The sequence below is a fragment of the Paracoccus aerodenitrificans genome (genome assembly GCF_027913215.1).
Classification (GTDB): Bacteria; Pseudomonadota; Alphaproteobacteria; order Rhodobacterales; family Rhodobacteraceae; genus Paracoccus; species Paracoccus aerodenitrificans.
On sequence record NZ_CP115784.1, the window covers coordinates 1164784 to 1189415 of the forward strand.

28 protein-coding genes and 1 other RNA gene are annotated in these 24632 nt (G+C 61.7%); 9 read left to right on the forward strand and 20 right to left on the reverse strand.

Features of this window, described 5'->3' with window-relative positions:
* Window positions 1–4: 4 nt before the first annotated feature.
* From rplS to ffh, 10 genes are all read right to left on the reverse strand, one after another.
* A complete protein-coding gene (gene rplS / locus PAE61_RS07195; RefSeq protein WP_271114642.1) occupies window positions 5–397 on the reverse strand; it encodes a 50S ribosomal protein L19 in 393 nt (130 codons plus the stop codon).
* On the reverse strand, window positions 394–1257 hold the full coding sequence (gene trmD / locus PAE61_RS07200; RefSeq protein WP_271114643.1) for a tRNA (guanosine(37)-N1)-methyltransferase TrmD: 864 nt from the start codon (window positions 1255–1257) through the stop codon (window positions 394–396). Before trmD ends, rplS begins: the two co-directional genes overlap by 4 nt.
* On the reverse strand, window positions 1254–1748 hold the full coding sequence (rimM, locus tag PAE61_RS07205; protein ID WP_271114644.1) for a ribosome maturation factor RimM: 495 nt from the start codon (window positions 1746–1748) through the stop codon (window positions 1254–1256). The genes trmD and rimM overlap by 4 nt, the downstream gene beginning before the upstream one ends.
* A gap of 3 nt (window positions 1749–1751) precedes the next feature.
* Complete coding sequence (locus tag PAE61_RS07210; RefSeq protein WP_271115195.1) at window positions 1752–1928, reverse strand: hypothetical protein; 177 nt, start codon at window positions 1926–1928, stop codon at window positions 1752–1754.
* 20 nt (window positions 1929–1948) lie between these two features.
* Window positions 1949–2395 (reverse strand): 30S ribosomal protein S16, encoded by a 447-nt coding sequence (gene rpsP, locus PAE61_RS07215; RefSeq protein ID WP_271114645.1) that lies wholly within the window; start codon window positions 2393–2395, stop codon window positions 1949–1951.
* Between the two features lie 47 nt (window positions 2396–2442).
* Entirely contained in the window at window positions 2443–2739 is a 297-nt protein-coding gene (locus tag PAE61_RS07220) for a chorismate mutase (RefSeq protein ID WP_271114646.1), read from the reverse strand.
* Between the two features lie 73 nt (window positions 2740–2812).
* Window positions 2813–3349, reverse strand: a complete 537-nt coding sequence (locus PAE61_RS07225) for a GNAT family N-acetyltransferase (RefSeq protein WP_271114647.1) — start codon at window positions 3347–3349, stop codon at window positions 2813–2815.
* Between the two features lie 73 nt (window positions 3350–3422).
* Entirely contained in the window at window positions 3423–3938 is a 516-nt protein-coding gene (locus PAE61_RS07230) for a GNAT family N-acetyltransferase (protein ID WP_271114648.1), read from the reverse strand.
* The gene (locus PAE61_RS07235; protein ID WP_271114649.1) at window positions 3935–4468 is read right to left on the reverse strand and encodes a GNAT family N-acetyltransferase; all 534 of its coding nucleotides are present in this window, start codon (window positions 4466–4468) and stop codon (window positions 3935–3937) included. The genes PAE61_RS07230 and PAE61_RS07235 overlap by 4 nt, the downstream gene beginning before the upstream one ends.
* Window positions 4469–4473: 5 nt before the next feature.
* Complete coding sequence (gene ffh, locus PAE61_RS07240; RefSeq protein WP_271114650.1) at window positions 4474–5967, reverse strand: signal recognition particle protein; 1494 nt, start codon at window positions 5965–5967, stop codon at window positions 4474–4476.
* Window positions 5968–6201: 234 nt separating this feature from the next.
* On the opposite strand from ffh, the gene PAE61_RS07245 reads away from it, so the two are divergent.
* Window positions 6202–6804, forward strand: a complete 603-nt coding sequence (locus tag PAE61_RS07245; RefSeq protein ID WP_271114651.1) for a LysR substrate-binding domain-containing protein — start codon at window positions 6202–6204, stop codon at window positions 6802–6804.
* Window positions 6805–6878: 74 nt separating this feature from the next.
* Here PAE61_RS07245 and recR read toward each other — a convergent pair whose 3' ends face one another.
* The 4 genes from recR to PAE61_RS07265 are packed head-to-tail and all read right to left on the reverse strand — an operon-like array spanning window position 6879 to window position 9984.
* Window positions 6879–7475, reverse strand: a complete 597-nt coding sequence (gene recR, locus PAE61_RS07250; protein WP_271114652.1) for a recombination mediator RecR — start codon at window positions 7473–7475, stop codon at window positions 6879–6881.
* Window positions 7476–7481: 6 nt separating this feature from the next.
* The gene (locus tag PAE61_RS07255; RefSeq protein WP_271114653.1) at window positions 7482–7826 is read right to left on the reverse strand and encodes a YbaB/EbfC family nucleoid-associated protein; all 345 of its coding nucleotides are present in this window, start codon (window positions 7824–7826) and stop codon (window positions 7482–7484) included.
* Between the two features lie 17 nt (window positions 7827–7843).
* The gene (locus PAE61_RS07260; protein WP_271114654.1) at window positions 7844–8158 is read right to left on the reverse strand and encodes a hypothetical protein; all 315 of its coding nucleotides are present in this window, start codon (window positions 8156–8158) and stop codon (window positions 7844–7846) included.
* Complete coding sequence (locus tag PAE61_RS07265; RefSeq protein ID WP_434803109.1) at window positions 8155–9984, reverse strand: DNA polymerase III subunit gamma/tau; 1830 nt, start codon at window positions 9982–9984, stop codon at window positions 8155–8157. Before PAE61_RS07265 ends, PAE61_RS07260 begins: the two co-directional genes overlap by 4 nt.
* Before the next feature lie 177 nt (window positions 9985–10161).
* On the opposite strand from PAE61_RS07265, the gene PAE61_RS07270 reads away from it, so the two are divergent.
* Window positions 10162–10542, forward strand: a complete 381-nt coding sequence (locus PAE61_RS07270; RefSeq protein ID WP_271114656.1) for a translation initiation factor 2 — start codon at window positions 10162–10164, stop codon at window positions 10540–10542.
* A 223-nt stretch (window positions 10543–10765) separates the two neighbouring features.
* Here PAE61_RS07270 and ffs read toward each other — a convergent pair.
* Together ffs and PAE61_RS07280 are read right to left on the reverse strand one after the other, a co-directional pair.
* An RNA gene (gene ffs, locus PAE61_RS07275) (signal recognition particle sRNA small type) lies at window positions 10766–10862 on the reverse strand.
* A gap of 10 nt (window positions 10863–10872) precedes the next feature.
* Window positions 10873–12696, reverse strand: a complete 1824-nt coding sequence (locus PAE61_RS07280; protein WP_271114657.1) for a 5'-nucleotidase C-terminal domain-containing protein — start codon at window positions 12694–12696, stop codon at window positions 10873–10875.
* Window positions 12697–12883: 187 nt separating this feature from the next.
* Here PAE61_RS07280 and PAE61_RS07285 point away from each other — a divergent pair, with 187 nt between their 5' ends.
* The gene (locus tag PAE61_RS07285) at window positions 12884–13327 is read left to right on the forward strand and encodes a hypothetical protein (RefSeq protein WP_271114658.1); all 444 of its coding nucleotides are present in this window, start codon (window positions 12884–12886) and stop codon (window positions 13325–13327) included.
* Window positions 13328–13339: 12 nt separating this feature from the next.
* Here PAE61_RS07285 and PAE61_RS07290 read toward each other — a convergent pair whose 3' ends face one another.
* On the reverse strand, window positions 13340–14212 hold the full coding sequence (locus PAE61_RS07290) for a prephenate dehydratase (protein WP_271114659.1): 873 nt from the start codon (window positions 14210–14212) through the stop codon (window positions 13340–13342).
* Window positions 14213–14328: 116 nt separating this feature from the next.
* Here PAE61_RS07290 and PAE61_RS07295 point away from each other — a divergent pair, with 116 nt between their 5' ends.
* From PAE61_RS07295 to PAE61_RS07320, 6 genes are all read left to right on the forward strand, one after another.
* Window positions 14329–14862, forward strand: a complete 534-nt coding sequence (locus PAE61_RS07295; protein WP_271114660.1) for a c-type cytochrome — start codon at window positions 14329–14331, stop codon at window positions 14860–14862.
* A gap of 139 nt (window positions 14863–15001) precedes the next feature.
* Window positions 15002–16930 carry an extracellular solute-binding protein gene (locus PAE61_RS07300; protein ID WP_271114661.1) on the forward strand — a complete coding sequence of 643 codons (1929 nt, stop codon included), beginning with the start codon at window positions 15002–15004 and terminating at the stop codon, window positions 16928–16930.
* Window positions 16931–17046: 116 nt separating this feature from the next.
* Entirely contained in the window at window positions 17047–18180 is a 1134-nt protein-coding gene (locus tag PAE61_RS07305; RefSeq protein ID WP_271114662.1) for a microcin C ABC transporter permease YejB, read from the forward strand.
* Window positions 18180–19286 carry an ABC transporter permease gene (locus tag PAE61_RS07310; protein ID WP_271114663.1) on the forward strand — a complete coding sequence of 369 codons (1107 nt, stop codon included), beginning with the start codon at window positions 18180–18182 and terminating at the stop codon, window positions 19284–19286. Before PAE61_RS07305 ends, PAE61_RS07310 begins: the two co-directional genes overlap by 1 nt.
* The gene (locus PAE61_RS07315) at window positions 19283–21055 is read left to right on the forward strand and encodes an ABC transporter ATP-binding protein (RefSeq protein WP_271114664.1); all 1773 of its coding nucleotides are present in this window, start codon (window positions 19283–19285) and stop codon (window positions 21053–21055) included. Before PAE61_RS07310 ends, PAE61_RS07315 begins: the two co-directional genes overlap by 4 nt.
* A complete protein-coding gene (locus tag PAE61_RS07320) occupies window positions 21052–22338 on the forward strand; it encodes a glycosyltransferase (RefSeq protein ID WP_271114665.1) in 1287 nt (428 codons plus the stop codon). Before PAE61_RS07315 ends, PAE61_RS07320 begins: the two co-directional genes overlap by 4 nt.
* On the opposite strand, the gene PAE61_RS07325 is transcribed toward PAE61_RS07320, so the two are convergent.
* Genes PAE61_RS07325 through PAE61_RS07335 form a run of 3 tightly spaced genes read right to left on the reverse strand, consistent with a single transcriptional unit; the run spans window position 22309 to window position 24632 of the window.
* On the reverse strand, window positions 22309–23628 hold the full coding sequence (locus tag PAE61_RS07325) for a sensor histidine kinase (RefSeq protein WP_271114666.1): 1320 nt from the start codon (window positions 23626–23628) through the stop codon (window positions 22309–22311). The two genes, PAE61_RS07320 and PAE61_RS07325, sit on opposite strands and share 30 nt — an antisense overlap.
* On the reverse strand, window positions 23625–24308 hold the full coding sequence (locus tag PAE61_RS07330; RefSeq protein WP_271114667.1) for a response regulator transcription factor: 684 nt from the start codon (window positions 24306–24308) through the stop codon (window positions 23625–23627). Before PAE61_RS07330 ends, PAE61_RS07325 begins: the two co-directional genes overlap by 4 nt.
* Window positions 24309–24632, reverse strand: a complete 324-nt coding sequence (locus PAE61_RS07335; protein WP_271114668.1) for a PepSY domain-containing protein — start codon at window positions 24630–24632, stop codon at window positions 24309–24311.

The following is a 24632-nucleotide window of genomic DNA, read 5'->3' on the forward strand; positions in this document are numbered from 1 at the left end:
GTCCTCAGGCGTTGGCGTCGGCCTTGTCGGCCTTCGGCTTGTAGTTGGTGACTTCTGCGATACGGGCCGATTTGCCGCGACGGTCGCGCAGGTAATACAGCTTGGCGCGGCGGACCTTGCCGCGGCGGACCACGGTGATCGCGTCGATATTCGTCGAATAGAGCGGGAACACACGTTCCACGCCTTCGCCGAAGGAGATCTTGCGAACGGTGAAGCTGGCGCCGATGCCGTTGCCACCCTTGCGCGAGATGCAGACGCCTTCATAGTTCTGCACGCGGGTGCGGGTGCCTTCGGTCACTTTGTAACCGACGCGGATCGTGTCGCCGGCCTTGAAATCCGGAATGTCTTTGCCAAGAGCGGCAATCTGCTCGGCTTCGAGCTGTGCGATCAGGTTCATCGCGGTTCATCCTTGTCTTGCGCGGGTTCGTTCCCCGCTTGGTGTGATGCGCCCGAGAGCTGTGCGTCCTTTGCCGGGTCATTCTCGCGCTGATCGCGATATGCCCGCCACAGGTCGGGGCGGCGTTGCTTTGTCAGCCTTTCGGCCTCTGCGCGCCTCCAAGCAGCAATGGCCGCGTGATTTCCGGACATGATGACATCCGGGATCCTGCGGCCTTCCCACTCGGCGGGGCGAGTATATTGCGGGTGCTCAAGCAAACCGTCCGAAAAGGACTCTTCAGCCAGCGATGCCTGATTCCCAACGACGCGGGGTATAAGCCGAACCGCCGCGTCGATCAAGACCTGAGCGGCAAGCTCTCCGCCGGTGAGGACATAATCGCCGATGCTGATTTCCTCGATCCGGTGGGCGTCGAGAACGCGCTGATCCACCCCCTCGAACCGCCCGCAGATCAGCGTGACGCCCGGACCCTGCGCGATGTCGCGGGCGCGGGCCTGTGTCAGCGGCGTCCCGCGGGGCGAAAGATAGATCACCGGCAGATGCATCCCGGCCTCATGCAGGGCGGCGTCCATCACATCGGGACGGATCACCATGCCCGCACCGCCCCCCGCAGGGGTATCGTCGACATTGCGATGCTTGCCGATCCCGTGATCGCGCAGCGGGATGGTGCGCAGGTTCCACAGCCCCTCATGCAGCGCCCGCCCGGTCAGGGACAGGCCCAGAATGCCGGGAAACGCCTCGGGGAAAAGTGTGATCACATTTGCCGTCCACGCGCCCGCCGCCTGTGGCTCGGCCATCAGATCGCGGGGCTTGCGGCTGGCCTGAATGCTCAGCCGGCCGTGGGATTTCGGCGCATCGCTCATTCGTCCGAGCCGGGCGGATCGGCGATGATACGGCCCGCAGACAGGTCCACCGTCGGAACGATCTCTCGGGTGAAGGGCAGCAGCAAAGTCTGCTGGCCGGTGATTTCCAGAATATCGCCTGCGCCGTGATCATAGATCGCGCGGACCCGGCCCAGCAATTGCCCGCCGGGGTCATAGACCTCAAGCCCGATCAGATCGGCGTGGTAGAACTCATCGTCGGGTAATGAGGGCAGGGCGTCCCGCGCGGCCCATAGCGTCGTGCCTTTCAGCGCCTCGGCCTGCTCGCGCGTGGCGACACCCGACAGACGCGCACCAAGCCCGCCCGTGACGGGGCGGGTCAGGGTCACCTCGAAGCTGCGAGCGCCGTCTTCGGTGGTCAGCGGGCCATAGCCTGCGATATCTTCCGGCGTGGCGGTGAAACTTTTCAGCCGCACCTCGCCCCTGACGCCGAAAGCGCCTGCGATGGCACCTACGCAAACCTTGTCAGACATGGGTTATTGCCCTCCGCATATGCCGGCGCGAAGCCAGACCCCGCCCGATTTCTCGCACAGATCCATCTGATGGCCACGCTCAAAGAACATGCCCGCCGCGAAGGCGAGCATCAACAGAATGCCAAGCCGGATCAGCCGGAAAATGAACATTTCGGGGCCAGAGCGTCGGCGGCCCGCCACGGAGGCGGGCCGCGAATGGCTTATTCCGAAGCGGCTTCTTCAGCCGGAGCTTCGGCAGCAGCTTCTTCAGCCGGGGCGTTCTTGGCTTCCTCGGCGGCGCGTTTGGCTTCTTCTTCGGCTTCCTTAGCGGCGGCGGCTTTGTCCTCGCGTTCCTTGATGCGGTCCTGAGCCTTCTTGCCGGGCTGAGCCTTTTTCATGTTCTGGCGGGTGGCTTTTTCGCGCACGCCGGCAGCTTCCAGGAAGCGGGCGATGCGGTCGGTGGGCTGTGCGCCCTGTTCCAGCCAATAGGCGACGCGCTCCATGTTCATCTGGACGCGCTGCTCGCTGTCTTTCGGCAGAAGCGGGTTATAGGTGCCCAGCTTCTCGATGAAGCGGCCATCGCGGGGCATGCGCGAATCGGTTGCTACGATGGCGTAATGGGGGCGCTTCTTGGAACCACCACGGGCGAGACGGATTTTCATGGCCATTGTTTTTCTCCTTTGAAATGGCGTGTTTGCGACGTTTTTCTAATGCGTCACGATTGGAAGGTTTCGTGGTGGCGGATGACTTCCGCGATCACGAAATTGAGGAATTTGCGCGCGAATTCCGGGTCGAGATCGGCCTCGCGCGCGAGGCGTTCCAGCCGCTCGATCTGGTTCGCCTCACGGGCGGGATCGGAGGGCGGAAGGTCGTGTTCGGCCTTGAGTTTGCCGACGGCCTGAGTGCGCTTGAACCTTTCGGCAAGCGTATAGACGATGATCGCATCCAGCCGGTCGATGCTGTCGCGATGTTCCATCAGCAGATCGGCTGCGCGGGCGACAGGATCGGTCATGCGGCCCCCCCGATGCCGGGCACGGCGCGGACACCGCACGTACACAGGCTGTACACAGGGTGAGCATACTTGCTCATGCGGCATCTCCTTTCGGGTGGCGGAAGACCAGAAGCGGATCCTCCGTTTCGGGTCCGGTGGCCTGCGGGTCCTGAACCGCGCCGAGCCGTTTCGCCAGAGCGATGGAGCGGTCGTTTTTCGGGACGATATAGCTGACGATATCGTCCCAGCCATGTTCCTTTCGGGCGAAGTCGCGGGCGGCGATGGCGGCTTCGGAGGCGTAGCCCTTGCCTTTGGCGTCGGGCCGCCAAATCGTCCAGCCGATTTCATGTTCCGGCCAGCCTTCGGGGAACCACATGCCGGCCATGCCAAGCGGCGTGTTGCTGTCCTTTTCGGTCAACACGAACATACCATAGCCGCGCAGAACCCAATGGCCGATCACATGACCGAAGCCGCGCCAGAGCACCAAGGCAGTCTTGTCGCTGCCGCCGCCGACGAAACGGGCGCGGTCGGTCATCGCGAAATCGCGCCAATGCGGCCAGTCGGAGGCGACGGGAGCACGCAGAATGAGGCGCTCTGTTTCGAGTTGCGGAGTCGCGGACAGGGTGATCATGTCTGTGCCTCCGGCCCGGCGGGGGCTCTGCCCCCGCGCCCCCGGGGTATTTCGGTGAAGAAGAATGTGGAGGTCATTGCGCGTCCTTTGCCGGGGTTGGGATGGCGTAAATGTCGCGCTTGATCCCGTCGGGGAAGGTTTCGCGGCGCTGTTTCGTGCCGCCGAGCGATTCTGTCAGGCGGCGGGCCGGGATGTTTTCGTCGCGGAAATGGGTTTCCACATGCGACCAGCCGAGGCTGTCGCGGGCGAAACCGAGGACCGCGCGGGAGGCCTCTTGCGCGATGCCCTGACCGCGTGCGGAAGGCAGCAGCCACCATGTGAGTTCATGGCCGGGCCAGCCCTCGGGATGGACGATGCCGCAGCCGCCGAGGGCTTCGCCCTTTGCTTCGATGACGAATTTTCCGAAGCCTTTCAGCGACCAGTGGCCGATATCGCGGCAGAGAATGCCATAAGCCTGATAGGGCAGCAGCGGGCCGCCATAGAATGCCGAGGCGTCCGCATCGGCGAAGAAGGCCGAATAGGCGGCGTGGTCGCCTGCTTCGGGGAGGCGCAGGGTCAGGCGGTCAGTGTGAAGGATCGGGGCGGTCATGCGGGCACCGCCTTGTGGCGATAGATCAGGCAGGGTGTGTCGCGCACAACGCCTTCGGATTCGATGACCGCGCCCATGCGTTCGGCCAGACGGCGCGAGCGGGTGTTGTCGGCGTGGATCTGAGAGATCAGCGGCGCGAAGCCCATTTCACCTTGCGCATGGTCGCGGGCGGCCACGGCACCTTCATAGGCGAGGCCCTTGCCCTCAAAACCGCTGAATATCTGCCAGCCCAGTTCGGGTTCCGGCCAGTCGATATGATTGATCACGCCGATGCGACCCGCGACGCGGCCAGTGGATTTTTCCTCGACCGTCCACATGCCATAGCCTCGGATCAACCAATGGCCGATCGGCGACAGAAGCGTCGACCATGCCTGCCATTCCTTGAACGGACCACCGATGAAGCTGGTGCGCTCTGACATGCCGAAATCGCGCACCGCATCCCAGTCGGTCCGGCGCGGTTCACGCAGGATCAGGCGCCCGGTTTCGAGAACCGGGACCTCGATGCGGATGGTGGCGGTGTCGTGCGGCATAGGCGTTATTTCTTCCCGAACAGCCCGGAAAGTCCGCCGGGCAGGCCCGCGCCGCCAAGCTGGCCGCCAAGGCCTTTGGGGTCTTGCAGCATCTTCGTCGCCTCGGCCATTTTCGTCGGATCGACATTTTCCGTGTCGGGCAGCCCGCCGCCCTTGCCGGTCATGGCCCGCATCGCCTGTTTCAGCATCCCGCCCTTCATCTTGCCGAGCTTTTTCATCGTATCGGCCATCTGCTTCTGCATTTTCAGCAGGCGGTTCAGTTCCGATACCTCCATCCCCGCGCCAGCCGCGATGCGTTTCTTGCGCGAGGCCTGAAGGATGGCGGGGTTGGCGCGTTCCTTCTTGGTCATGGAATTGATCAGCGCGATCTGGCGGCGGATCATGGAATCGTCCATGCCCGCTTCCTCGGCCTGTTTGGCCATTTTCTGCATGCCGGGCATCATCTGCATGATCGAGCCCATGCCGCCCATTTTCTGCATCTGCTCAAGCTGACTGCGAAGGTCATTCATGTTGAACATGCCCTTCTGGAAGCGCTTCATCATGCGCTCGGCCTGCTCGACCTCCAGCACTTCCTGGGCCTTTTCGACAAGCGCCACGATGTCGCCCATGCCGAGGATACGGCCGGCGACGCGCTGCGCGTCGAAGGATTCGAGCGCGTCCATCTTTTCGCCGAGGCCCACGAAGCGGATCGGCTTGCCGGTGACGGCACGCATGGACAGCGCCGCACCGCCGCGCCCGTCGCCATCCATCCGGGTCAGAACCACGCCGGAAATCCCGACCTTGCCGTCAAATTCGGTGGCGACATTCACCGCGTCCTGACCGGTCAGGCCATCGACGACCAGCAGGGTTTCGCGCGGGTTCGCGACATCGCGGACGGCCTGAACTTCGTCCATCAGCACTTCGTCGATATGCAGACGGCCCGCCGTGTCGAGCATATAGACGTCATAGCCGCCAAGCGTCGCCTGCTGCTTGGCGCGTTTGGCGATCTGGACGGCGGTTTCGCCCTTCACGATGGGCAACGTGTCCACGCCGATCTGGGTGCCGAGAATGGCAAGCTGCTCCATCGCCGCGGGACGGTTCGTGTCCAGCGAGGCCATCAGAACCTTCTTCTTCTCGCGATCCTTCAGCCGCTTGGCTAGCTTGGCGGTGGTGGTGGTCTTGCCTGAGCCCTGAAGCCCGACCATCAGGATCGGGGCGGGCGGGTTGCCGATGCGCAAAGCGTCGGGTTCGCCCTCGCCCTGAAGGGTCTTGATCAGCTCGTCATGGACGATCTTGACGACCTGCTGGCCGGGGGTGACGGATTTCGTGACCGCCGCGCCGGTGGCCTTGCTGGTCACCGCCTTGACGAAACTGCGGGCGACGGGCAGCGAGACATCGGCCTCAAGCAGGGCCGTGCGGACCTCGCGCATGGCGGCGGTGACGTCATCCTCGGACAGGGCGCCCTGCTTGGTCAGCCGGTCGAAGACACCGCCAAGACGGTCGGAAAGATTCTCGAACATGCGGGCCTCCTGAGGTCCATTGCAGGGCTGCGCGGGTGCGAAATGCACGAACGCCCCCGTGGGCGCAACGCGCTGACGGGGGGCGATCCCCGCGCAAGGTCGGGGACCGGAAGGGCAGACCTTCCGGGAATTACGGTGCGGGATACGGGCGGGGGCGGCAAAAGTCAAGCCAGGCGGCGTTAACGCGATGTTCAGCGCGTGGCACTAGCGTCGATGGCGAATCGAGAGGAAGCAATGCCTGACCATATCGTGATCAACTCGGTGCCGATGATGGGCGATCTGGTGGTGCCCGCCGTCATGCATATCTGCCGGACCATGCCGGAGGTGAAGATCACCTATCGCAGCGATGCGGCGGTGGCGGATCTGTCCGATCTGCGTACCATCGGCGTCCGTTCCGGGCCCGAGCCTGTCGGCGAAAGGCTGGCGATCCGCTGGCTTGGGCGGATCGGGGTGACGCTGGTCGCCTCGCAGGACTATATCGCGCGTTTTCCTCTGCCGGACAGGGCCGAGGATCTGCGGCACCACGACTTTGCCTCGAATGATTTCTGCGATGCGCAGACGCCCTGGTCCCGCTGGCTGCATAAACATGTCGAGGCGCCGAATATTGTCTTTCGCACCAATGACGAAACCCTGCTGCGGCAGGCGATCAAATCCGGACGCTGTACCGGGTTTTTGCCGGTTTCCAGCCTGATCTGGTCGGGTGAGTTGGTCGAGCTGATGCCGGCGCGGGATGAGTGGGCCTCGCCCCTGTGGCTGGTCCATGACCGCCACGCGAATGCGGCCTGCCGGTCGGTCGCGAAGGAACTGGCGGATATGATGTCGCGGCAGTTGATGTGAGGGCGCAACCGCATCTGCGGCGTCATGCGCAATATGCGAGCGGTTCTGGCGGACCGGCGGGCGACCGGGCAGGGTCAGAACTGCCTGCGGGCACGCAAGGCTGCGGTGATCGTGCCGTCATCCAGATAATCCAGCTCTCCGCCGATCGGAACACCCTGCGCCAGCCCGGTCACGGTCATATTCGCGGGCAGCGCATCGGCGATATAATGCGCGGTGGTCTGCCCTTCGACGGTCGCGCTCAGCGCAAGGATCACCTCGGTCACGCCCTCCTCGCTGATCCGGGTCAGCAGGCGGGGGATGCCGAGATCGTCCGGGCCGATATCGTCAAGCGCCGAAAGCGCACCGCCCAGAACGTGATAGCGGCCCCGGAAGGCGCGGCCACGCTCAAGCGCCCAGAGATCGGCGACATCCTGAACGACGCAGATCTCTCCGCTTTGCCGGGCCGGGTCGAGACAGATCGGGCAAATCTCGCTTTCGGTGACATTGCCGCAGCGTGCGCAGGGCCGGGCGGTTTCGGCGACGCGGGCCATCAGCGCGGAAAGCTGCGCCATCTGTCCCGATTTTCGCCCCAGCAGCCACAGTACGATGCGACGCGCCGAACGCGGCCCCAACCCCGGCAGTCGCGCCATCGCCGCGATGAGCGCCTGAATATCGGCATCACCCCCGGACATGGAAGCCTAGAAAGGCAGCTTCATGCCCGGAGGAAGGCCCAGCTCCTGGCCGAAGCGGGCCATTTCCTGCTGCGCCTTGTCCTGAGCGCGGCGCTGCGCATCCTTGATCGCGGCAAGGATAAGATCCTCGACCACTTCCTTTTCCGAGGCCACGAAAATCGACGGATCGATATCCAGCCCGGTCAGCTCACCCTTGGCGGTTGCCGTGGCCTTGACCAGACCGGCTCCGGCCTCTCCGGTCACGGTCATGCGGGACAGCCCTTCCTGCATTTCGGTCATCTTGGCTTCCATGTCCTTCGCCGCGGACATCATCTTGGCCATGTCGCCAAAGCCACCCAAACCCTTGAACATATTCTTGTCTCCGCGTGTCAGTTCAGCGCAAGTTCCGCCGGAAAGATCATCCTCCGGCGATCAGCAGTAAAGCCTAGGTGGCCGGTCAGCGGGCCGCCTTCAAGGAGGAACGGCACCTTATCGCCGACAAAGCGGGAAACGGCCAGATCGCGCTTCATGTCCGGCCTATATTTACCGCTGTTACGATCATCTTCAGGAATTGAGAAAAAGAAGGTCGAATGCCGCCTTCCGAAGATCGCTGTCAGCGCGACAATGACGCCCGAAATGGCAGTTATCAGCGCCATGACAGCGAATCCGATTGTCGGGCCGGGATCGTCCTTCGCCCGCGTCATTCACTGTCCTCGAACGGATCCCATTCCTCGGCTTCAGCAACCGGGCCGGTTCCGTCATCATGCTGGAGGCTGCCGTCGCGGTCCTCCTGCAGACCCGCTTCCACGGCAGGCTCAATCCGTTTCGCCGACAGAAGCCTTGCCCCGGGAAAGGCTGAAAGGGCAGCCTGCACCATCGGATGGTTCCTGGCCCGGGACAATGCCTCGGCCTGAGCCTCGGCGCGGGTTTCGGCGATGGTTGGACCACCGCCCTCATTCACCACGGTCACGGCCCATCGCTGACCGCCCGTCCAGCCCCGCAGCCGTTCCGCCAGCCGCGAGGCAAGGTCGCGCGGTGCGTCATCGGTCGGCTGGAATTCAATCCGCCCGGGGCTGTAGCGGGCCAGCCGGACATGATCCTCAACCATGATCAGCAGGGGCATGTCGCGCATCCGCCGGATCAGCTCCAGCACGCTGTCGAAATCGGGAAACCCGGCAAGCAGCGATTGCGGCGCGGTCTGCATGGCGGTCGCATATGCGGTCCCGTTGCCGGTGGGCACAACATGCTGAGCAGGCGGCATCTGAGCCGGTTGGGACCGCACAGGAGCATGAGACGAGGCGGAAGATGCGGGCGAATCCGCGCGGCCATTGCTGGCGGGGGCAGGGCGGGTCAGCTCTCCGGCGGCCTGTGCTGCCTGTATCTTGCGGATCAGGGATTCCGGGTCGGGAAGATCGGCGGCATGGGTCAGCCGGATAACCGCCATTTCGGCTGCCATCATGGAGTTCGGCGCGACGGAAACCTCTTCCAGAGATTTCAGCAGCATCTGCCAGAGCCGGGTCAGCGCCCGCATTGGCACCTGCTCGGCCAAAGCTGCGCCGCGCGTACGCTCTTCGGGGGAAATCGTGGGGTCTTCCATCGCGTCCGGGGTGATTTTGACCACGGACACCCAATGGGTGATCTCGGCCAGGTCACGCAGCACGGCGACCGGATCGGCGCCATCGGCATATTGCGCCTGTAGTTCGGCCAGTGCCTGCGCCGCGTCGCCGCGCAGGATCATCTCGAACAGGTCGATCACCCGGCCCCGATCCGCCAGCCCCAGCATGGCGCGGACCTGTTCCGCAGTGGTTTCGCCCGCCCCGTGACTGATCGCCTGATCCAGCAGCGAGGTGGCGTCACGGGCCGAACCCTCGGCCGCACGCGTGATCAGTGCCAGAGCGTCATCGGTGATCTGCGCGGATTCAGCGGTCGCGATGCGGCGCAGCAGATCGATCATCACCTCGGGTTCGATCCGGCGCAGGTCGAAACGCTGGCAGCGTGACAGAACCGTCACCGGAACCTTGCGGATCTCGGTGGTGGCAAAGATGAATTTCACATGCGGCGGCGGTTCCTCCAGCGTCTTGAGCAGCGCGTTAAACGCACTGGTCGAGAGCATGTGAACCTCGTCAATAATATAAATCTTGTATCGCGCCGAAGCAGCCCGGTAATGGACGCTTTCGATGATTTCGCGGATATCCCCAACGCCGGTCCGGCTTGCGGCATCCATTTCCAGCACATCGACATGGCGACCTTCCGAGATCGCCACGCAATGTTCGCACTGGCCGCATGGTTCGGTGGTCGGACTGCCTTTGCCATCCGGACCGATACAGTTCAGTCCTTTTGCGATGATCCGTGCCGTGGTGGTTTTCCCGGTGCCGCGAATGCCGGTCATGATAAAGGCCTGCGCGATCCGGTCGGCGGCGAACGCGTTTTTCAGCGTGCGGACCATCGCATCCTGACCGACAAGATCCGAAAATGTCTCGGGCCGGTATTTCCGGGCCAGTACCTGATAATTCTGTTCGCTGTCGGTCATCTCGCCTCGCCTGGGTCGCTGCACCTTAGCCTTGGAGCGGTTTCGCCACAATATCCGCCGCAACCTCGCGTTGTTCTGTTCACAGGGCATTTGAGGAAAATTCTAGGTTGTGTTTATTTGCATGAACTCTTCTTTAGGTTTAATAGTTTTGGGATATCTACATGATAAGGTAAATGAATGCTGAAATTAATCCTTGCGCTCGGGCTGATGGTGGCGGTGTCGGGCTGTGCGACGATCACGCGGGGCAGCAATGATGTGCTTGTGGTCAACTCCACACCCCAGGGTGCCCATGTTCAGCTGAGCAGCGGCGAAACCTGCGATAATACGCCCTGCAGCTTCAAGCTGCCGCGCAAATCGGAAATTGATGTGCTTGTGACCAAGTCCGGCTGTGAGGCGCGGCGGATCCGGGTCACGAACAAGGTTGCGGGTGCTGGCGGGGCTGCGATGGCAGGAAATGTGCTTGTCGGCGGCATTATTGGCGCGGGGGTAGATGCGGGAACCGGCGCGATGCTTGACCTTGTGCCTAATCCTGTTGAGGCTGTTCTTGACTGCGGTTGATGCAGTCTGACGTAACCCTCAGGCAGTTCTTATCTTTGTTTGTTGCGCAATGCGATGCATTTGCCGGGCCGAAATTCTGCGCTTTTGGTGAAACAGGCTGATCTGATGGCGGTGTCCAGCCATCATCTGAAGTTTCTGAGTTCGGCAGAGCAGCAACAGGTTCAGCGCCAATTTCGCAGTCAGCGAAGGGGAATAAGCGGGCTGATCTGAAAAGAAACAGATGGGTGAGAGGCTGGACTGCGACCCGAACGGAATTCGTTGCGGCTGCTTCCTTCCGGACCTGACCGGGTTGGCGAAGCGTTCGCCCGCGCCAACCTCTCGTCGATGTAACTAGGGGCTGTCGGGCGGGGATGCAACCCCTGCCTGGAAGCTCAGCGAAAAGCGGCGAAAGCCCTCATCGGAAGCGGGGTATTGTTGCGCCGGGACGGGGCAGAGACGGGGATCGGCATCCGGCGCTGTCTCGAAAACGGCGCGGGTGGCATGTGATGCGGAAAACCGGAACCAAGGGGTGAGATCAGGGATGATCTTGGACGTTCCGGCAAGGTGCCGCGCCACAAGATCGCGTATCCTCAGACGTGCGATTTCGGGGATCAGGCAGGTTTTCGTCCTGGTCAGAGCTGCATAGGGCTGGCCCCCGGCCATGCGGTAGCTGTTGGTGACAAGGGTGAAACGATCCGAGGCACTGATCGGTACGCCTTGAAAGCTCAGATCGCGGATGCGGTGCTGGTCGTCGATCCTGTTGCCCGGCGCGTCGAACCCGGCGGGACATGTCAGGTCGATATGGTAATCGAGTCCGCCGATCATATCTGCCTGAAAACCCGGCACTTCTGGATCGATAAGCCGGGCGTCGGTCTCTTCGGGCCGGATATGGCGGAAGAGCCGCGCCGTGCGTTCAAGCCAATCCGTGATCTCTGCTCCGGTCATTGGAATTGCAGCGATATAGTTCGGGAAGGGATAGATGTGCGACAGATCCGCCAGGGTCAGAGGCCCGGCCGGAATATTTATGAAATGCTTTGGACCGCCGCGGCCTCCGGTCCGAAACGGCGCGATCGAGACCAGTGGCGGCGCGGCATCGGGCATGATCTCTGCCATGTAGTCCAACAGGGCGGCTTCGACCAGCCGCAGGCAGGGGTCGACGCCAAGAAGCGCATAATGGCTGGTCAAGGTGGCGTTGCTGTGGGTGATCGCCTGCTCAAGCCGCTTTTCGATATCCGAGGATGAAAACGCCGTGGCATGTGAAAGCCGGGGGCATGGCAGATTGGCGGCCGGAATCGTGGTGGCCTCTGCGCATTTCACCTGCCAATGACCCTCCGCGCCGTGCAGGGTCAGTGTCATTGCCGCAAGGTGAGAACCGCCGAAGCCAGCCTCGACAATGGCCGCGCGGCTTTCCGTGGCCGGGCGGACGAAGACTTCATGAGTATGCCCGGCAATGACCGCATCCACCGCCGGCAGTTCCGCAATTGCCCCTGCCGCGTTTTCCGCCCGCTTCTGCCCGCCCGACCCATAACCGCCGTGGCTGAGGGCGATGATCGCATCGACACCTTGCGCACGCAGAGATGAGACGGCGCGTTTGGCCGCATCGGAGATGTCTTCGGTGCGCATCTCGCGTGACAGATCGGGTTCCCATTCGACCGTTTGGGGGGGCAGCACGCCGAAGACGCCGATCGCGATCCGATGCGTATCGCCCTGCGTATCAGGCAATTCGCGCGTCAGGACGACGCTTTCCGTCCAGGGCATCGCGCCCTGATCCAGCCCGGCATTCGCCAGCGTCACCGGATAGGCCGCATCGCGCAGCACCCGGCGGAGAAAGCCGATGCCCTGGGAAAAATCATGATTGCCAAGCGTTGCCGCATCATAGCACAGCAGATTGAGCGCGGCGATTGCGGGGTGGGATTCATGCGCCCCCAGTCCGGCACGTGCGATTTCGTCGGCCAGAGCCGATCCTTCGATCAAATCGCCATTGTCGAAGAGGAGGACATTATCGAAGCGCTCCCGCTCTGCCGCGATAAGCGGGGCAAGCCGCGCCAGTCCGCCGCTTGTTTCGCTGGCGTCAAGGCGCATATGCAGGTCGGTCGTTGCGAGGATGCGCAACACGATCTGGCGGGATTTGCGGGTCGTATGGATCGGTTTTCGGTGAATTTCAGTATCCTGCATGAACGCATCGCATCCGGGAATGAATAATCGTGCATTGGCGAACTCTTTCCGAAATAACTAAAAAACCATATTAATTACAACTATAGATTGTATTTGTTGAAGTACTGTCGGATTTGCCAGCTTGCGAATGATGCGCCACTTTCCTATCACGGCCTTTGACGATCATAAGAAACCACAGCGAGACCTTATGAAGTTTTCAACACGCGTGGACCGCCCGGTGCTGGCAGAGCAGATGTTCAAGATTATCTCAGACTTTGAACGCATAGAACGAATTCTTATGCGTCGTGGGGCGTCGGTTCAGCGTGTCGCAAATGGCTCGGATGCAACAATATCATGGGATCTCAAATTCGACTGGCGCGGGCAGAGCCGGGCGTTGCAGCTTTTGCTCGTGCAGTTCGACCGTCCCGAAAAGCTTGCGCTTACCGGAAAATCGAAGCCCTTCGATATGCGATTCGATCTGTCGGTCGTGGCGCTGTCGCGCGTGAAATCGCGGCTGATCTTTGAAATGGAAGTCTGGCCACGCAATATGCGTGCGCGTCTGGCGGTGCAGACGGCCAAGCTGGGCAAGGCGCAGCTTGACAGGAAATTCGCCGAAAGGGTTGCCAGTTTCGTAGACGACGCCATCGCCTGATGACGCATGGGCTCAGCTATCGGCGCTTTGTTCTGCTCTGAGCGGATCGGCGGGATAGACGCCAAGCATATTGATCATCGAGGTGAAATACCCCAGCTCATCCAGCGCCCGCCTGACATTGGGATCGTCCGGGTGGCCCTCGATATCCGCATAGAATTGCGTCGCGGTGAACACGCCATCGACCATATAGCTTTCCAGCTTGGTCATGTTCACCCCATTCGTCGCAAACCCGCCCATCGCTTTATACAGCGCCGCCGGAATGTTGCGGACGCGGAAGACGAAGCTGGTGAGCATCTGCCCGTGACCATCCCGGTTCGTGCGGCGGCTGTAATCCGGGTCCCGTGACATGATCAGGAAGCGGGTGGTGTTGTTCTTCCGGTCCTCGATTTCGTCGGCCAGCCGGTTCAGCCCGTAAATCTCTCCGGCCAGCGGCGCTGCGAGTGCGGCAATGTGACGCTGACCCTGTTCGGCAACGATTTTGGCCGATCCTGCCGTGTCCAGACCGGTCATGCCCTGAATGCCGTGCTGACGCAGAAAGTCGCGGCACTGACCCAGCAGGACGGTATGGCTCATTGCGTCGGTGACCTCGCTCAGGGTCACGCCGGGCAAGGCGAGCAGGCTGATATGAACGCGTACAAAGGCCTCGTCGATGATATGCAGGCCGGATTCGGGCAGCAGGTGATGGATATCGGCGACGCGGCCATAGGTCGAGTTCTCGACCGGAAGCATAGCCAGATCGGCCTGACCCGAGCGGACGGCCTCGATCACATCCTCAAAGGTGCGGCAGGGCAGCGCCGTCATATCCGGGCGTGCGTCCCGGCAGGCCTGATGGCTGTAGGCTCCGGGCTCGCCCTGGAAGGCAATGAGATTGTTCTGTCCGGTCATCTGCTTGGCTCCCGATTGACTGATCGGCAATTGCGGGTGAACTATACCTTGAACAGGCCGAAAGAAAGCGGATAGATACGGCCAGAAATTTGAACACTACCTAGCGGGGACGGCAAATGTTCAACACCATGACCATCACCAAGACTTCAGGGGCGCTGATCGGGTCGTTGCTTGCCCTGCTTCTGCTGTTCTGGGGAGCCAATTCCTTGTTTCTTGTCAGACCGCCAGCCGGTGCCGATCATGGCGAAGAGGTTGCGCAGGCCTATTCCATCGAGGTTGAGGGCGGCGGTACCGAAGAGGTGGTCGAGGAAGAGATCGATTTCGGTGCACTCATGGCCTCTGCCGATGCCGGAGCCGGTGAGCGTGTCTTCGGCAAATGCCGCGCCTGCCACAAGCTGGACGGTACGGATGGAATCGGTCCGCATCTGAATGGTGTTGTCGGTCGTGCCGTGGCGGGAATCGACGGGTTCTCTTATTCCGGCGGTATGGTCGATCACGTCGCCGAGGCGCCGGAGTGGACGCCAGAGGCGCTGCAGGCATTCATCGAAGATCCTTCTGGCGTCGTTTCGGGCACGAAGATGACCTTTGCGGGGATCTCGGATGCGCAGGACCGCGCCGATCTGATCGCCTATCTGCAAAGCCAGCCCTGATCTGATCTTCGGTCGGTTTTTTAGACGCCCGGTCCCGCGAAGGGGCCGGGCGTTTTGCGTTGCCGTTCACGAAAACGCGGATTGATCCGCACCCGTCCTGCGGCGTAGCCTGTGGGGCAGCACAATGTGAAGGAAGATCATGACCCGCCATTCTGCCCGCCTCTCCGCCCTGATTCTGCCGCTTTGCCTGGCCGCTCTGCCCGGTTGGGCGCAGGACGCCGCCGAAGCCGCGCCCGGAACAGAGGCCGCGCAGGCAGAATCCGCCGCGCAGAACGAGGATGTCACCGTCACCCATGCGCTTTCCGTGTTCGGGACCCCGGCATTGCCTGCGGATTTCCAGCAGCTTCCCTATGTGAATGTCGATGCGCCGAAAGGGGGCGAGATTTCGATTGCTGCCAGCGGGGGCTATGACAGTTTCAACCCCTATACGGTCAAGGGTCGCCCCGCCGCCCTGTCCAGCGTCATGAATGAGCGGATCATGCAGGTCGTTCATGACGAGGTCGAGACCATGTATTGCGTGATCTGCGAAACCGTCGAGTTTCCCGAAAGCCGTGACTGGGCGATTTTCAATCTTCGGTCCGAGGCGCAGTTTTCGGACGGCACGCCTCTGACCGCCGATGATGTGCTGTTCACCTATGAAACCCTGCGCGACAAGGGGCTGTCCTCTTTCCGTACGGTGATCGCTCAATCCATCGCCGGGGCCGAGGTGCTGGACGATCACCGGATCCGCTTTGATTTCGTCGATGGCTATCCGCGTCGGGACGTGATTCAGGGTGCGGGGAACCTGCCGGTTTTCTCAAAGGCGGATTTCGAGGCGAAGGGCCGCGATCTGTCCGACAGCAGCGATGAGCCCTTTATCGGCTCGGGTCCCTATATGTATGGCGGCGGTGCGATGGGCCGCAGCGTGACATGGCAGCGCAATCCCGATTACTGGGGCAAGGATCTGCCGATCAACAAGGGGCGCTATAATTTCGACCGCATCACGATCCAGTATTTCGGCGACAGCGATACCGCGTTCGAGGGGTTCAGCGCCGGGGAATATACGCTTAGACGTGAAAGTTCGGCGGATAAATGGGCGACCTCCTATAATTTCGATGCAGTCCGGGATGGCTATGTCGTCAAGGCCGAGCTTCCGAGCGAGGACAAGGCTTCGGCGCAGGGGTTTTTCTTCAATATGCGCCGCGAGAAATTTCAGGATGTACGGGTCCGCAAGGCCATCGGCATCATGTTCAATTTCGAATGGGCGAATACGACGCTGTTCCACGAGCAATATACCAGAACAGAATCTTTCTGGGAAAACAGCTATCTGAAGGCCGAAGGTAAACCAAGCGAGGGAGAACTTGCGCTGCTGGAGCCTCTGGCCGCCGATCTTCCCGAGGGGGTCCTGACGGACGATGCAGTGACTCCCGTGGCGGGGGGTGAGCGTCAGTTGAACCGCCGCGATCTGCGTGCTGCGGCGGCGCTGCTGGATGAGGCGGGCTGGACGGTGGGCGACGATGGAAAGCGCCGGAACGCCGATGGTGAGTTGCTGACCGTCGAGTTCATGGAGGATAATCCGACATTTCACCGCATTATCAATCCATTCATCGAAAATCTTCGTGCATTGGGCATCGACGCGACGCTTGCCGCTGTTGATGACGCGGAATACCAGAACCGGCGCTATGAATTCGATTACGATATCGTCGTCGCGGTCTCTCTGACCGATATGGTCGCCGATGACGGTCTGTATCAGATGTTCGGAAGTCAGGGCGCGGATGATGTGTTCAACGCCGCCGGGCTGTCGAACCCGGCCATTGACAGCCTGATTGCCTCGGCAGTGGCTGCCGAGACCGAAGAAGAGATGATCACCGCGACCCATGCTCTGGACCGCGCCTTGCGGGCGCTGCATATCTGGGTGCCGAACTGGTACAAGCAGGAAAAGACGATCGCCTATTACGATCAGTATGCCTATCCCGATCCGCTGCCGCCTTATCTGGATGCGGATCTGTATTTCCCGTTCTATTTCGATTTCTGGTGGTATGACGAGGCGAAGGCGCAGCGTTTGCGGGATGCCGGTGTGCTGCGCTGAGGTCTGCTTGCGGTGATGTGTCTTGATTTCTGACGGGATAAGGCTGAAAACGCCGTAACGCTGAAAAAGGCCGGACGCATGGCGAACCGGTTGGCAGGTAGGGCAAAGGGCAGGGCATGGCAGCCTATATTCTGCGGCGATTGCTGCTGGTCATACCGACATTGCTCGGGATTTTGCTGGTGAACTTTGCGCTGATCCAGTTCGTTCCCGGCGGGCCGATCCAGCAGGTCATCGCGCAGGTTCAGGGTGAGGGCGATACGGCTGCAAGCGCCGGTTCCGGGCAGTCCGGTGCATCGGTCGAATATGCGGGTGCGCAGGGTCTGCCGCAGGAATTCCTGGATGAGCTGGAATTGCAGATGGGGTTCGCGGAAATCGTCTGCGAACCGGGATATGAGGGCGAACCCAGCCTTGGCGCGGATGAATGCAGCAAGGAAAAGATCGGGGCTGCACGGCGCTTTCTGATCATGCTGGGCAATTACGCGACCTTCGATTTCGGCGATAGCTGGTTCCGCTCGCAAAGCGTCGTGGATGAGATCATCCGCACGCTGCCGGTTTCGATCACGCTGGGGCTCTGGTCCACGCTTCTGGCCTATCTGATCTCGATTCCGCTGGGGATCCGCAAGGCGGTGCGCGACGGGACGGCGTTCGACAGTTGGACCTCGGGCGTGATCATCGTGGCCTATGCGATCCCGGCATTCCTGTTTGCAGTGCTGCTGATCACGCTGTTTGCTGGCGGCAGTTACTGGCGCATCTTTCCCTTGCGCGGGCTGACCAGCGACAATTTCGAAACCCTGTCGATGTTCGGAAAGGTCAAGGATTATCTGTGGCATATCGCGCTGCCGGTGATTTCGATGTCGATTTCCGGCTTTGCGACGCTGACCCTGCTGACCAAGAACAGTTTTCTGGATGAGATCAACAAGCAATATGTCATGACCGCCCGCGCCAAGGGGCTGACCGAGCGCCGGGTGCTGTATGGCCATGTGTTCCGCAATGCGATGCTGATCGTGATCGCGGGGTTTCCGGCCATGCTGCTGGGGATCTTGTTCGGGTCCTCAATCCTGATCGAATATATTTTCTCGCTGGACGGGCTTGGCCGTCTTGGGTTCGAGGCCGCAGTGCAGCGGGATTATCCGCTTGTCTTCGGGACGCTGTATATTTTCGGGCTGATGGCGCTTGTGATCGGGATCGTCTCGGATCTGATGTATGTGCTGGTCGATCCGCGCATCGACTTTGAAAAGAGGGCGGGCTGATGGCGATGTCCGAACTCAATCGCCGCCGCTGGCGGAATTTTCGCGCTAATAAGCGGGCCTTCTGGTCGCTGATCCTGTTCTCGATCCTGTTCGTGATCTCGCTCTGTGCGGAAATCGTCGCCAACGACAAGCCGATCGTGGTGTCCTATCGCGGCGATCTGTATTTCCCGGTGTTCAAATTCTATCCCGAAACCACGTTCGGCGGCGATCTGGGGACAGAGGCGCTGTACCGGCTGGAAGATGTACAATGCCTGATCGTCTCGGGCGGGCGCGAGGAATGCTGGGATGAGGACCCGGCCAGCTATATCGCCGCAGTGCGCGATGGCAGCGCGGATGTCCCCGAGGCCGAACAGGGCTGGATGATCTGGCCGCCCATCCCCTATCACTACCGCACCATCAACCGCGTCGGACAGGCACCAAGCGCGCCGGACCGGAATCACTGGCTGGGCACTGACGACACCTCGCGAGATGTGGCGGCACGGACGATTTACGGGTTCCGCACCTCGGTTCTGTTTACGCTGATCGTGACCTCGGTCGCTTCGGCGATCGGCATCGCGATGGGGGCCATTCAGGGATATTTCGGCGGGCGGACAGATATTTTCATGCAGCGCGTGATGGAGGTCTGGCAGAATATCCCTCTGCTTTACGTCATCATCATCATGTTCGCGATTTTCGGGCGGGATTTCTGGCTGCTGGTGCTGATCATGATCATGTTCGGCTGGCCTGCCCTTGTCGGCGTTGTCCGGGCCGAGTTCCTGCGGGCGCGGAACTTCGAATATGTCCGCGCCGCCCGTGCGCTTGGCGTCGGCGACCGGGTCATCATGTTCCGCCATATCCTGCCGAACGCGATGGTTGCGACCCTGACCATGCTGCCATTCATCATCACCGGGACCATCTCGATGCTGGCGGCGCTTGATTATCTCGGCTACGGGCTGCCCTCGGATTCGCCCAGCCTGGGTGAGCTGGCGCGGGTGGCGAAGGCGCATCTGGACGCCCCGTGGCTGGCCTTCACCGCCTTCATGACCTTCGCGATCATGTTGTCGCTTCTGGTCTTCATCTTCGAGGGTGTCCGCGACGCATTCGACCCCAGAAAGACCTTCAAATGAGCGGAGACCATAAGGATCGCGATCCCGCCCGTATCGCAGCCGAGGCCATGCAATCGCCTCTGCCTAGCAAGACGCCGGTGCCGGTCGATCTGGATCATGTCGAGCCGTCCCCAAGCGGTGCGCCTGACAGTGCCACCACTACCGAGACATTCACGCATCCTTCCAGTATCCCCGACGAAATCGTGCTGGAAATCCGCGATCTGCATGTCGGTTTTAGTCAGGATGGCCGGATCGTGCCGGCGGTGAAGGGTGTCAGCCTGTCTGTCGGGCGCGGCGAGACGGTGGCTCTGGTCGGCGAATCCGGATCGGGGAAATCGGTGACGGCGCTGTCCACGGTGCAGCTTCTGGGCGATTCCGCGCTGCCCGAGGGCAGTGTCAGCTATGACGGCAAGGAACTGATCGGGGCGCCGGAAAAACTGCTGCGCGAGATTCGCGGCAATGATATCAGCTTTATCTTTCAAGAGCCGATGACCTCTCTGAACCCGCTGCACACGCTGGAAAAGCAGCTTTCCGAGAGCATCGCGCTGCATCAGGGGCTACGCGGACAGGCGGCGCGGGCGCGGATCGTCGAATTGCTGACCCGCGTCGGGATCCGTGACCCCGAGACCCGGCTTCAGGATTATCCGCATCAGTTCTCGGGCGGGCAGCGTCAGCGGATCATGATCGCGATGGCGCTGGCGAATGGCCCCGAATTGCTGATCGCAGATGAGCCGACGACCGCACTCGATGTCACGATACAGGCGCAGATTCTGGACCTTCTGGCGCAGCTCAAGCGGGATGAGGGGCTGTCCATGCTGTTCATCAGCCATGATCTGGGCATCGTCCGCCGCATTGCCGACCGGGTCTGCGTGATGAAGGACGGGGTGATCGTGGAACAGGGTCCGGTCGAGGCGATTTTTTCGGAGCCGCGCCACCCCTATACCCGCAAGCTTCTGGCCGCCGAACCGACGGGCCGCGCCGATCCCGTGCCTGAAACGGCCCGTACTATCGTTCAGACGGATGATCTGAAAGTATGGTTCCCGATCAAGCGCGGCCTGCTCCGTCGGACGGTCGGGCATGTGAAGGCCGTGGATGGCGCGACGCTGTCGCTGCGCGAGGGCGAGACGCTTGGCATTGTGGGCGAATCGGGGTCGGGCAAGACGACGCTGGCGCTGGCGATCATGCGGCTGATCGAAAGCGACGGGCCGATTCTCTATCTGGGCGACGATATTTCCGGCTGGCGTGCCAGTCGCCTGCGCCGCTTGCGCCGCGATATGCAGATCGTGTTTCAGGACCCGTTCGGCAGCCTGTCTCCGCGCATGACGATTGAACAGATCATCGCCGAGGGGTTGGGCGTTCACGGCGTCGAAAAAGGCCGGAATCGGCGCGAGATGGTCGCCGCGATCATGACCGAGGTCGGGCTGAACCCCGACAGCATGCATCGCTATCCGCATGAGTTCTCCGGCGGGCAGCGTCAGCGCATCGCCATTGCCCGCGCCATGATCCTGCAACCGAAAGTGGTTGTGCTGGACGAGCCGACCAGTGCCTTGGACATGACGGTGCAGGTCCAGATCGTCGAGCTTCTGCGGAAATTGCAGCGCGATCACGGGCTGGCGTTTCTGTTCATCAGCCATGATCTCCGGGTTGTGCGGGCCATGTCGCACAAGATCATGGTGATGCGTGCCGGTGAGGTTGTCGAGCAGGGAAGTACCGGCAAGATCTTCGACGCGCCGGAAACCGAGTATACATGTCAATTGATGGAGGCCGCGTTCCGCGATCGTCCCGTATGAAGATCCTGCTTGTTCATCAGAATTTCCCCGGCCAGTTCCTGCATCTCGCCCCCGAATTGGCGCGGCGTGGGCATGAGGTTCTGGCGCTGACCGATCAGAAGAATGACCGGCCAAGCCCGGTGCGTGTGGTGAAATACAAGACCCCCGTCGATATCACGTGCAGCCAGACATTCGCCGAAACCTATGCCAATTATGTCGAGCGCGGCTTCATGGCGGCGCGGGGGGCGCGGGCCTTGCGCGACCGGTATAATTATTATCCCGATGTAATTTTCGGCCATTCCGGCTGGGGCGAGACCCTGTTCCTGCGCGAAATCTGGCCGGACGCGAAGCTGCTGGTTTATGCGGAATTGTTGTACCGCACACGCGGGCACGATGTCGGCTTCGATCCCGAAGTCGTTAAAAATCTGGATAATTCCCGCTTCGCGACCACGGCACGCAATGCGCATCTGGCGATGGGTATCCTGCAATGCGACGCGGCGCTGTCTCCGACCCGTTATCAGGCGGGCAGCTTCCCTCCCGAGCTACAGTCGAAAATCACCGTGATCCATGACGGAATCGACAGCGAGAAGATGCGGCCCGAGCCGGATGCCGAAGTCACCCTGCCGAATGGCAGGGTCCTGCGGGCCGGGGATGAGGTGCTGACCTATGTGTCCCGTTCACTTGAGCCCTATCGCGGTTTTCACATCTTCATGCGGGCCTTGCCGGACGTGCTAGAGGCGCGGCCCGATGCTCAGGTGGTGATGATCGGGGGCGATGGGGTCAGCTATGGCGGAAAGCCGCACGACGCCGAAAGCTGGAAAGCAAAGATGCTGGCTGAAGTCGGCGACAGGCTGGATCTCAGCCGGGTGCATTTTCTGGGCCGGGTCAACTATGGCGATTACCGCCGCGTAATTCAGGTCGGGCGGGTCCATTGCTATCTGACTTATCCTTTCGTCCTGTCATGGTCGCTGACCGAGGCGATGTCGGCGGGTGCCTATATCGTCGCATCCGGCACCGAGCCGGTGCGTGAGTTGATCCGGGACGGCGAGAATGGCAGGCTGGTGCCGTTTTTCGATATTCCGGCCCTGTCCGGAGCGCTGATCCGGGGGCTGTCGAATGAAGACCCCGATGCCGGAGCGCTGCGCCGTGCTGCGCGTCAGACCATTCTTGACGGCTATGATCTACGCCGTCACAGCCTGCCGCGCCTGGTTGAATGGGTTGAACGGTTTGGCCCGCCTCCGGGACCCGCGCCGGGAGGTTCCGGCCTGTCCCGGCTAGAGAGCGGGCAGGGTGATCCGGGCTGACAGCCCGCCCAGATCGTCGTCGCGTCCCAGTTTCAGCGTGCCCCCATTCAGCGCCGCCAGATCGGCCACGATGGCCAGACCAAGGCCTGAACCCGCGCCGCGCTCGTCCAGCCTTGTGCCACGCGACAGGGCGCGGGCGTAATCCTCATCCGCCATGCCCGGGCCGTCATCGCAGATCGTGACCGTGATCCGCCCCTCATCCAGACCGGCGCGGACCATGATCCGGCTTCTGGTCCATTTCGAGGCGTTCTCCATCAGATTTCCCAGCATTTCCTGCGCGTCCTGCTGTTCGACAGGCAGGGAAAAACCGGGCGGTATCTGCTTCTCCAGCGTGATTCCGGCATCCTGCAGGGTGTGGCGCAGCACCAGAGAGATATCCTCGACCACCGGGGCGAGTTCGGTTCGCTGACCCAGAACGCGGCGACCGCCTGCCGCGCTGCGGGCGCGTTTGAGATGCCAGCCGATCTGGCGATCCATCCGCTGGATCATCGCCTGACGCGGATCGTCGGCGGCCATCTCTCCCTGAAGCGCCATCAGCGGCGTTTTCAGCGAATGCGCGAGATTGCCGATCTGTTCCCGGGTGCGGGCAAGCTGTTCGCCGTTGCGCAGGATCAGCGCGTTGATTTCATCTGCGACCGGCTGCAATTCGGCGGCGTCGGGACGGGGCAGGGCATTTGCCGAACCGCTATGGACCTTGCGCAGATCCTGACCCATCCGCTTCAGCGCAGAGAGCCCCGCCGTTACCTGCAACAGCACCGCAAGCGCCAGCCCGACCCCCAGAACGATCAGCGTCAGCGCCAGAGGACGCCGCACAGCGGCCAGAGCGGTGTCGATTTCGGCCTGAGGAACCGTTACCGTCGCGGTCAGGGTTTCATCGCTGCCCGGCACGGTATAGGCGCGGCGCAGCAGGCGCAGTTCGGCATCGCCGGGGCCGGTCGCGGCGGCGCCTGTGACATCGCCGCCATTCGCAATGGGCAGGGTGGTGTCATAAAGCGAATCCGAGATGACGATGGCTGTGCCGTCCGCTTCGATCTGCCAGTACCAGCCAGATATGGGGGCGGAAAACCGCGGATCACCCGGCACGTCGTAAAGCTGCGCCAGACCCTGCTGGTCGGCGCGTGTCCCTGCAATGAGGGAATCCGCGACAGCGCTTGCCTCGGTATCGAAACGGTCGGTGATGAAGTCGCGCAGAATGCCGCCGATGATCAGATAGGCAGCCAGCAGCGCCGCAGTCAGCCACGCCGCCGACAGCCAGAGCAGCCTGCCACGGATCGAGTTCCAGCCGATCACCTGGTGCGGGCTTTCAGAGCGTTCCGGTCAAGCAATACATATCCTTCGCCCCGGCGTGTTTCGATGACGCCCTCTCCGACTTTCTTCCGCAGCCTGCCGATAACCACTTCGATGGATTTGAAATCCCGGTCAGCATTGGCGTCATACAGATGTTCGGCAAGCTCCGAGCGCGACACGACCCGGTTCTTGTGATGGATCAGATAGGACAGGATCCGGGTCTCGAACGCGGTCAGCTTCAGTGGCGACCCTTCACGGGTGATAACGCTTAGCTGGCTGTCCAGTTTCAGCACACCCGCCGAGATAACCGTCTGGGCGTGACCCGCCGCCCGCCGGACCAGAGTTTGCGCACGGATCACCACCTCATCCAGCCGGAACGGTTTGACGGCATAATCATCTGCACCTGCACGAAACCCGGCCACCTTGTCGGCCCATTCGCCCCGCGCCGTCAGGATCAGAACCGGCATGGTGATACCGGATTCGCGCCAGCTTGTCAGAACCTCGATCCCCGGCATACCGGGGAGGCCGAGGTCCAGAACCGCCACGTCATAGGTTTCCGTGGCACCGAGAAACTCACCCTCTTCGCCATCTGCCGCGCAATCGGTGACAAAGCCTGCATCCTGCATGGCCTTGCTGAGCTGATCGGACAGGGTAGAATCATCTTCGATAATCAGGCACCGCATTTACTCGTGATCTCCTTCATCGTGATGTCGCGCGGCGGTCAATCCCCGGCCGCGCACATCCAGAATCCGCCCGGTTTCGGCATCTAGGCGAATGCGGATGACATTGTTTTGCGGGCTGAGCAATGTCAGCTCATGCACCGCATGCACCCCCGAGGCGAATTCGAACGCTTTCGGAGAATCCAGACGTGCGCCAAGCAACCGGCCGTGGAAGCGTTCCTTCACGATCATGACGATCTTCGGAAATGGCATCAGCTCCGCCAGCTTCACAGGCTCGGCGGTCAGCGGTGTGCACAGGGCCAGACATATCAGGGCGACGCGGATCAT

Coding starts and splice junctions, on each gene's coding strand:
- rplS (WP_271114642.1), bottom strand. CDS start 397: ATGAACCTGATCGCACAGCTCGAAGCCGAGCAGATTGCCGCTCTTGGC.
- trmD (WP_271114643.1), bottom strand. CDS start 1,257: ATGAGCGATGCGCCGAAATCCCACGGCCGGCTGAGCATTCAGGCCAGC.
- rimM (WP_271114644.1), bottom strand. CDS start 1,748: ATGTCTGACAAGGTTTGCGTAGGTGCCATCGCAGGCGCTTTCGGCGTC.
- rpsP (WP_271114645.1), bottom strand. CDS start 2,395: ATGGCCATGAAAATCCGTCTCGCCCGTGGTGGTTCCAAGAAGCGCCCC.
- PAE61_RS07220 (WP_271114646.1), bottom strand. CDS start 2,739: ATGACCGATCCTGTCGCCCGCGCAGCCGATCTGCTGATGGAACATCGC.
- PAE61_RS07225 (WP_271114647.1), bottom strand. CDS start 3,349: ATGATCACCCTGTCCGCGACTCCGCAACTCGAAACAGAGCGCCTCATT.
- PAE61_RS07230 (WP_271114648.1), bottom strand. CDS start 3,938: ATGACCGCCCCGATCCTTCACACTGACCGCCTGACCCTGCGCCTCCCC.
- PAE61_RS07235 (WP_271114649.1), bottom strand. CDS start 4,468: ATGCCGCACGACACCGCCACCATCCGCATCGAGGTCCCGGTTCTCGAA.
- ffh (WP_271114650.1), bottom strand. CDS start 5,967: ATGTTCGAGAATCTTTCCGACCGTCTTGGCGGTGTCTTCGACCGGCTG.
- PAE61_RS07245 (WP_271114651.1), top strand. CDS start 6,202: ATGCCTGACCATATCGTGATCAACTCGGTGCCGATGATGGGCGATCTG.
- recR (WP_271114652.1), bottom strand. CDS start 7,475: ATGTCCGGGGGTGATGCCGATATTCAGGCGCTCATCGCGGCGATGGCG.
- PAE61_RS07255 (WP_271114653.1), bottom strand. CDS start 7,826: ATGTTCAAGGGTTTGGGTGGCTTTGGCGACATGGCCAAGATGATGTCC.
- PAE61_RS07260 (WP_271114654.1), bottom strand. CDS start 8,158: ATGACGCGGGCGAAGGACGATCCCGGCCCGACAATCGGATTCGCTGTC.
- PAE61_RS07265 (WP_434803109.1), bottom strand. CDS start 9,984: ATGACCGACAGCGAACAGAATTATCAGGTACTGGCCCGGAAATACCGG.
- PAE61_RS07270 (WP_271114656.1), top strand. CDS start 10,162: ATGCTGAAATTAATCCTTGCGCTCGGGCTGATGGTGGCGGTGTCGGGC.
- PAE61_RS07280 (WP_271114657.1), bottom strand. CDS start 12,696: ATGCAGGATACTGAAATTCACCGAAAACCGATCCATACGACCCGCAAA.
- PAE61_RS07285 (WP_271114658.1), top strand. CDS start 12,884: ATGAAGTTTTCAACACGCGTGGACCGCCCGGTGCTGGCAGAGCAGATG.
- PAE61_RS07290 (WP_271114659.1), bottom strand. CDS start 14,212: ATGACCGGACAGAACAATCTCATTGCCTTCCAGGGCGAGCCCGGAGCC.
- PAE61_RS07295 (WP_271114660.1), top strand. CDS start 14,329: ATGTTCAACACCATGACCATCACCAAGACTTCAGGGGCGCTGATCGGG.
- PAE61_RS07300 (WP_271114661.1), top strand. CDS start 15,002: ATGACCCGCCATTCTGCCCGCCTCTCCGCCCTGATTCTGCCGCTTTGC.
- PAE61_RS07305 (WP_271114662.1), top strand. CDS start 17,047: ATGGCAGCCTATATTCTGCGGCGATTGCTGCTGGTCATACCGACATTG.
- PAE61_RS07310 (WP_271114663.1), top strand. CDS start 18,180: ATGGCGATGTCCGAACTCAATCGCCGCCGCTGGCGGAATTTTCGCGCT.
- PAE61_RS07315 (WP_271114664.1), top strand. CDS start 19,283: ATGAGCGGAGACCATAAGGATCGCGATCCCGCCCGTATCGCAGCCGAG.
- PAE61_RS07320 (WP_271114665.1), top strand. CDS start 21,052: ATGAAGATCCTGCTTGTTCATCAGAATTTCCCCGGCCAGTTCCTGCAT.
- PAE61_RS07330 (WP_271114667.1), bottom strand. CDS start 24,308: ATGCGGTGCCTGATTATCGAAGATGATTCTACCCTGTCCGATCAGCTC.
- PAE61_RS07335 (WP_271114668.1), bottom strand. CDS start 24,632: ATGATCCGCGTCGCCCTGATATGTCTGGCCCTGTGCACACCGCTGACC.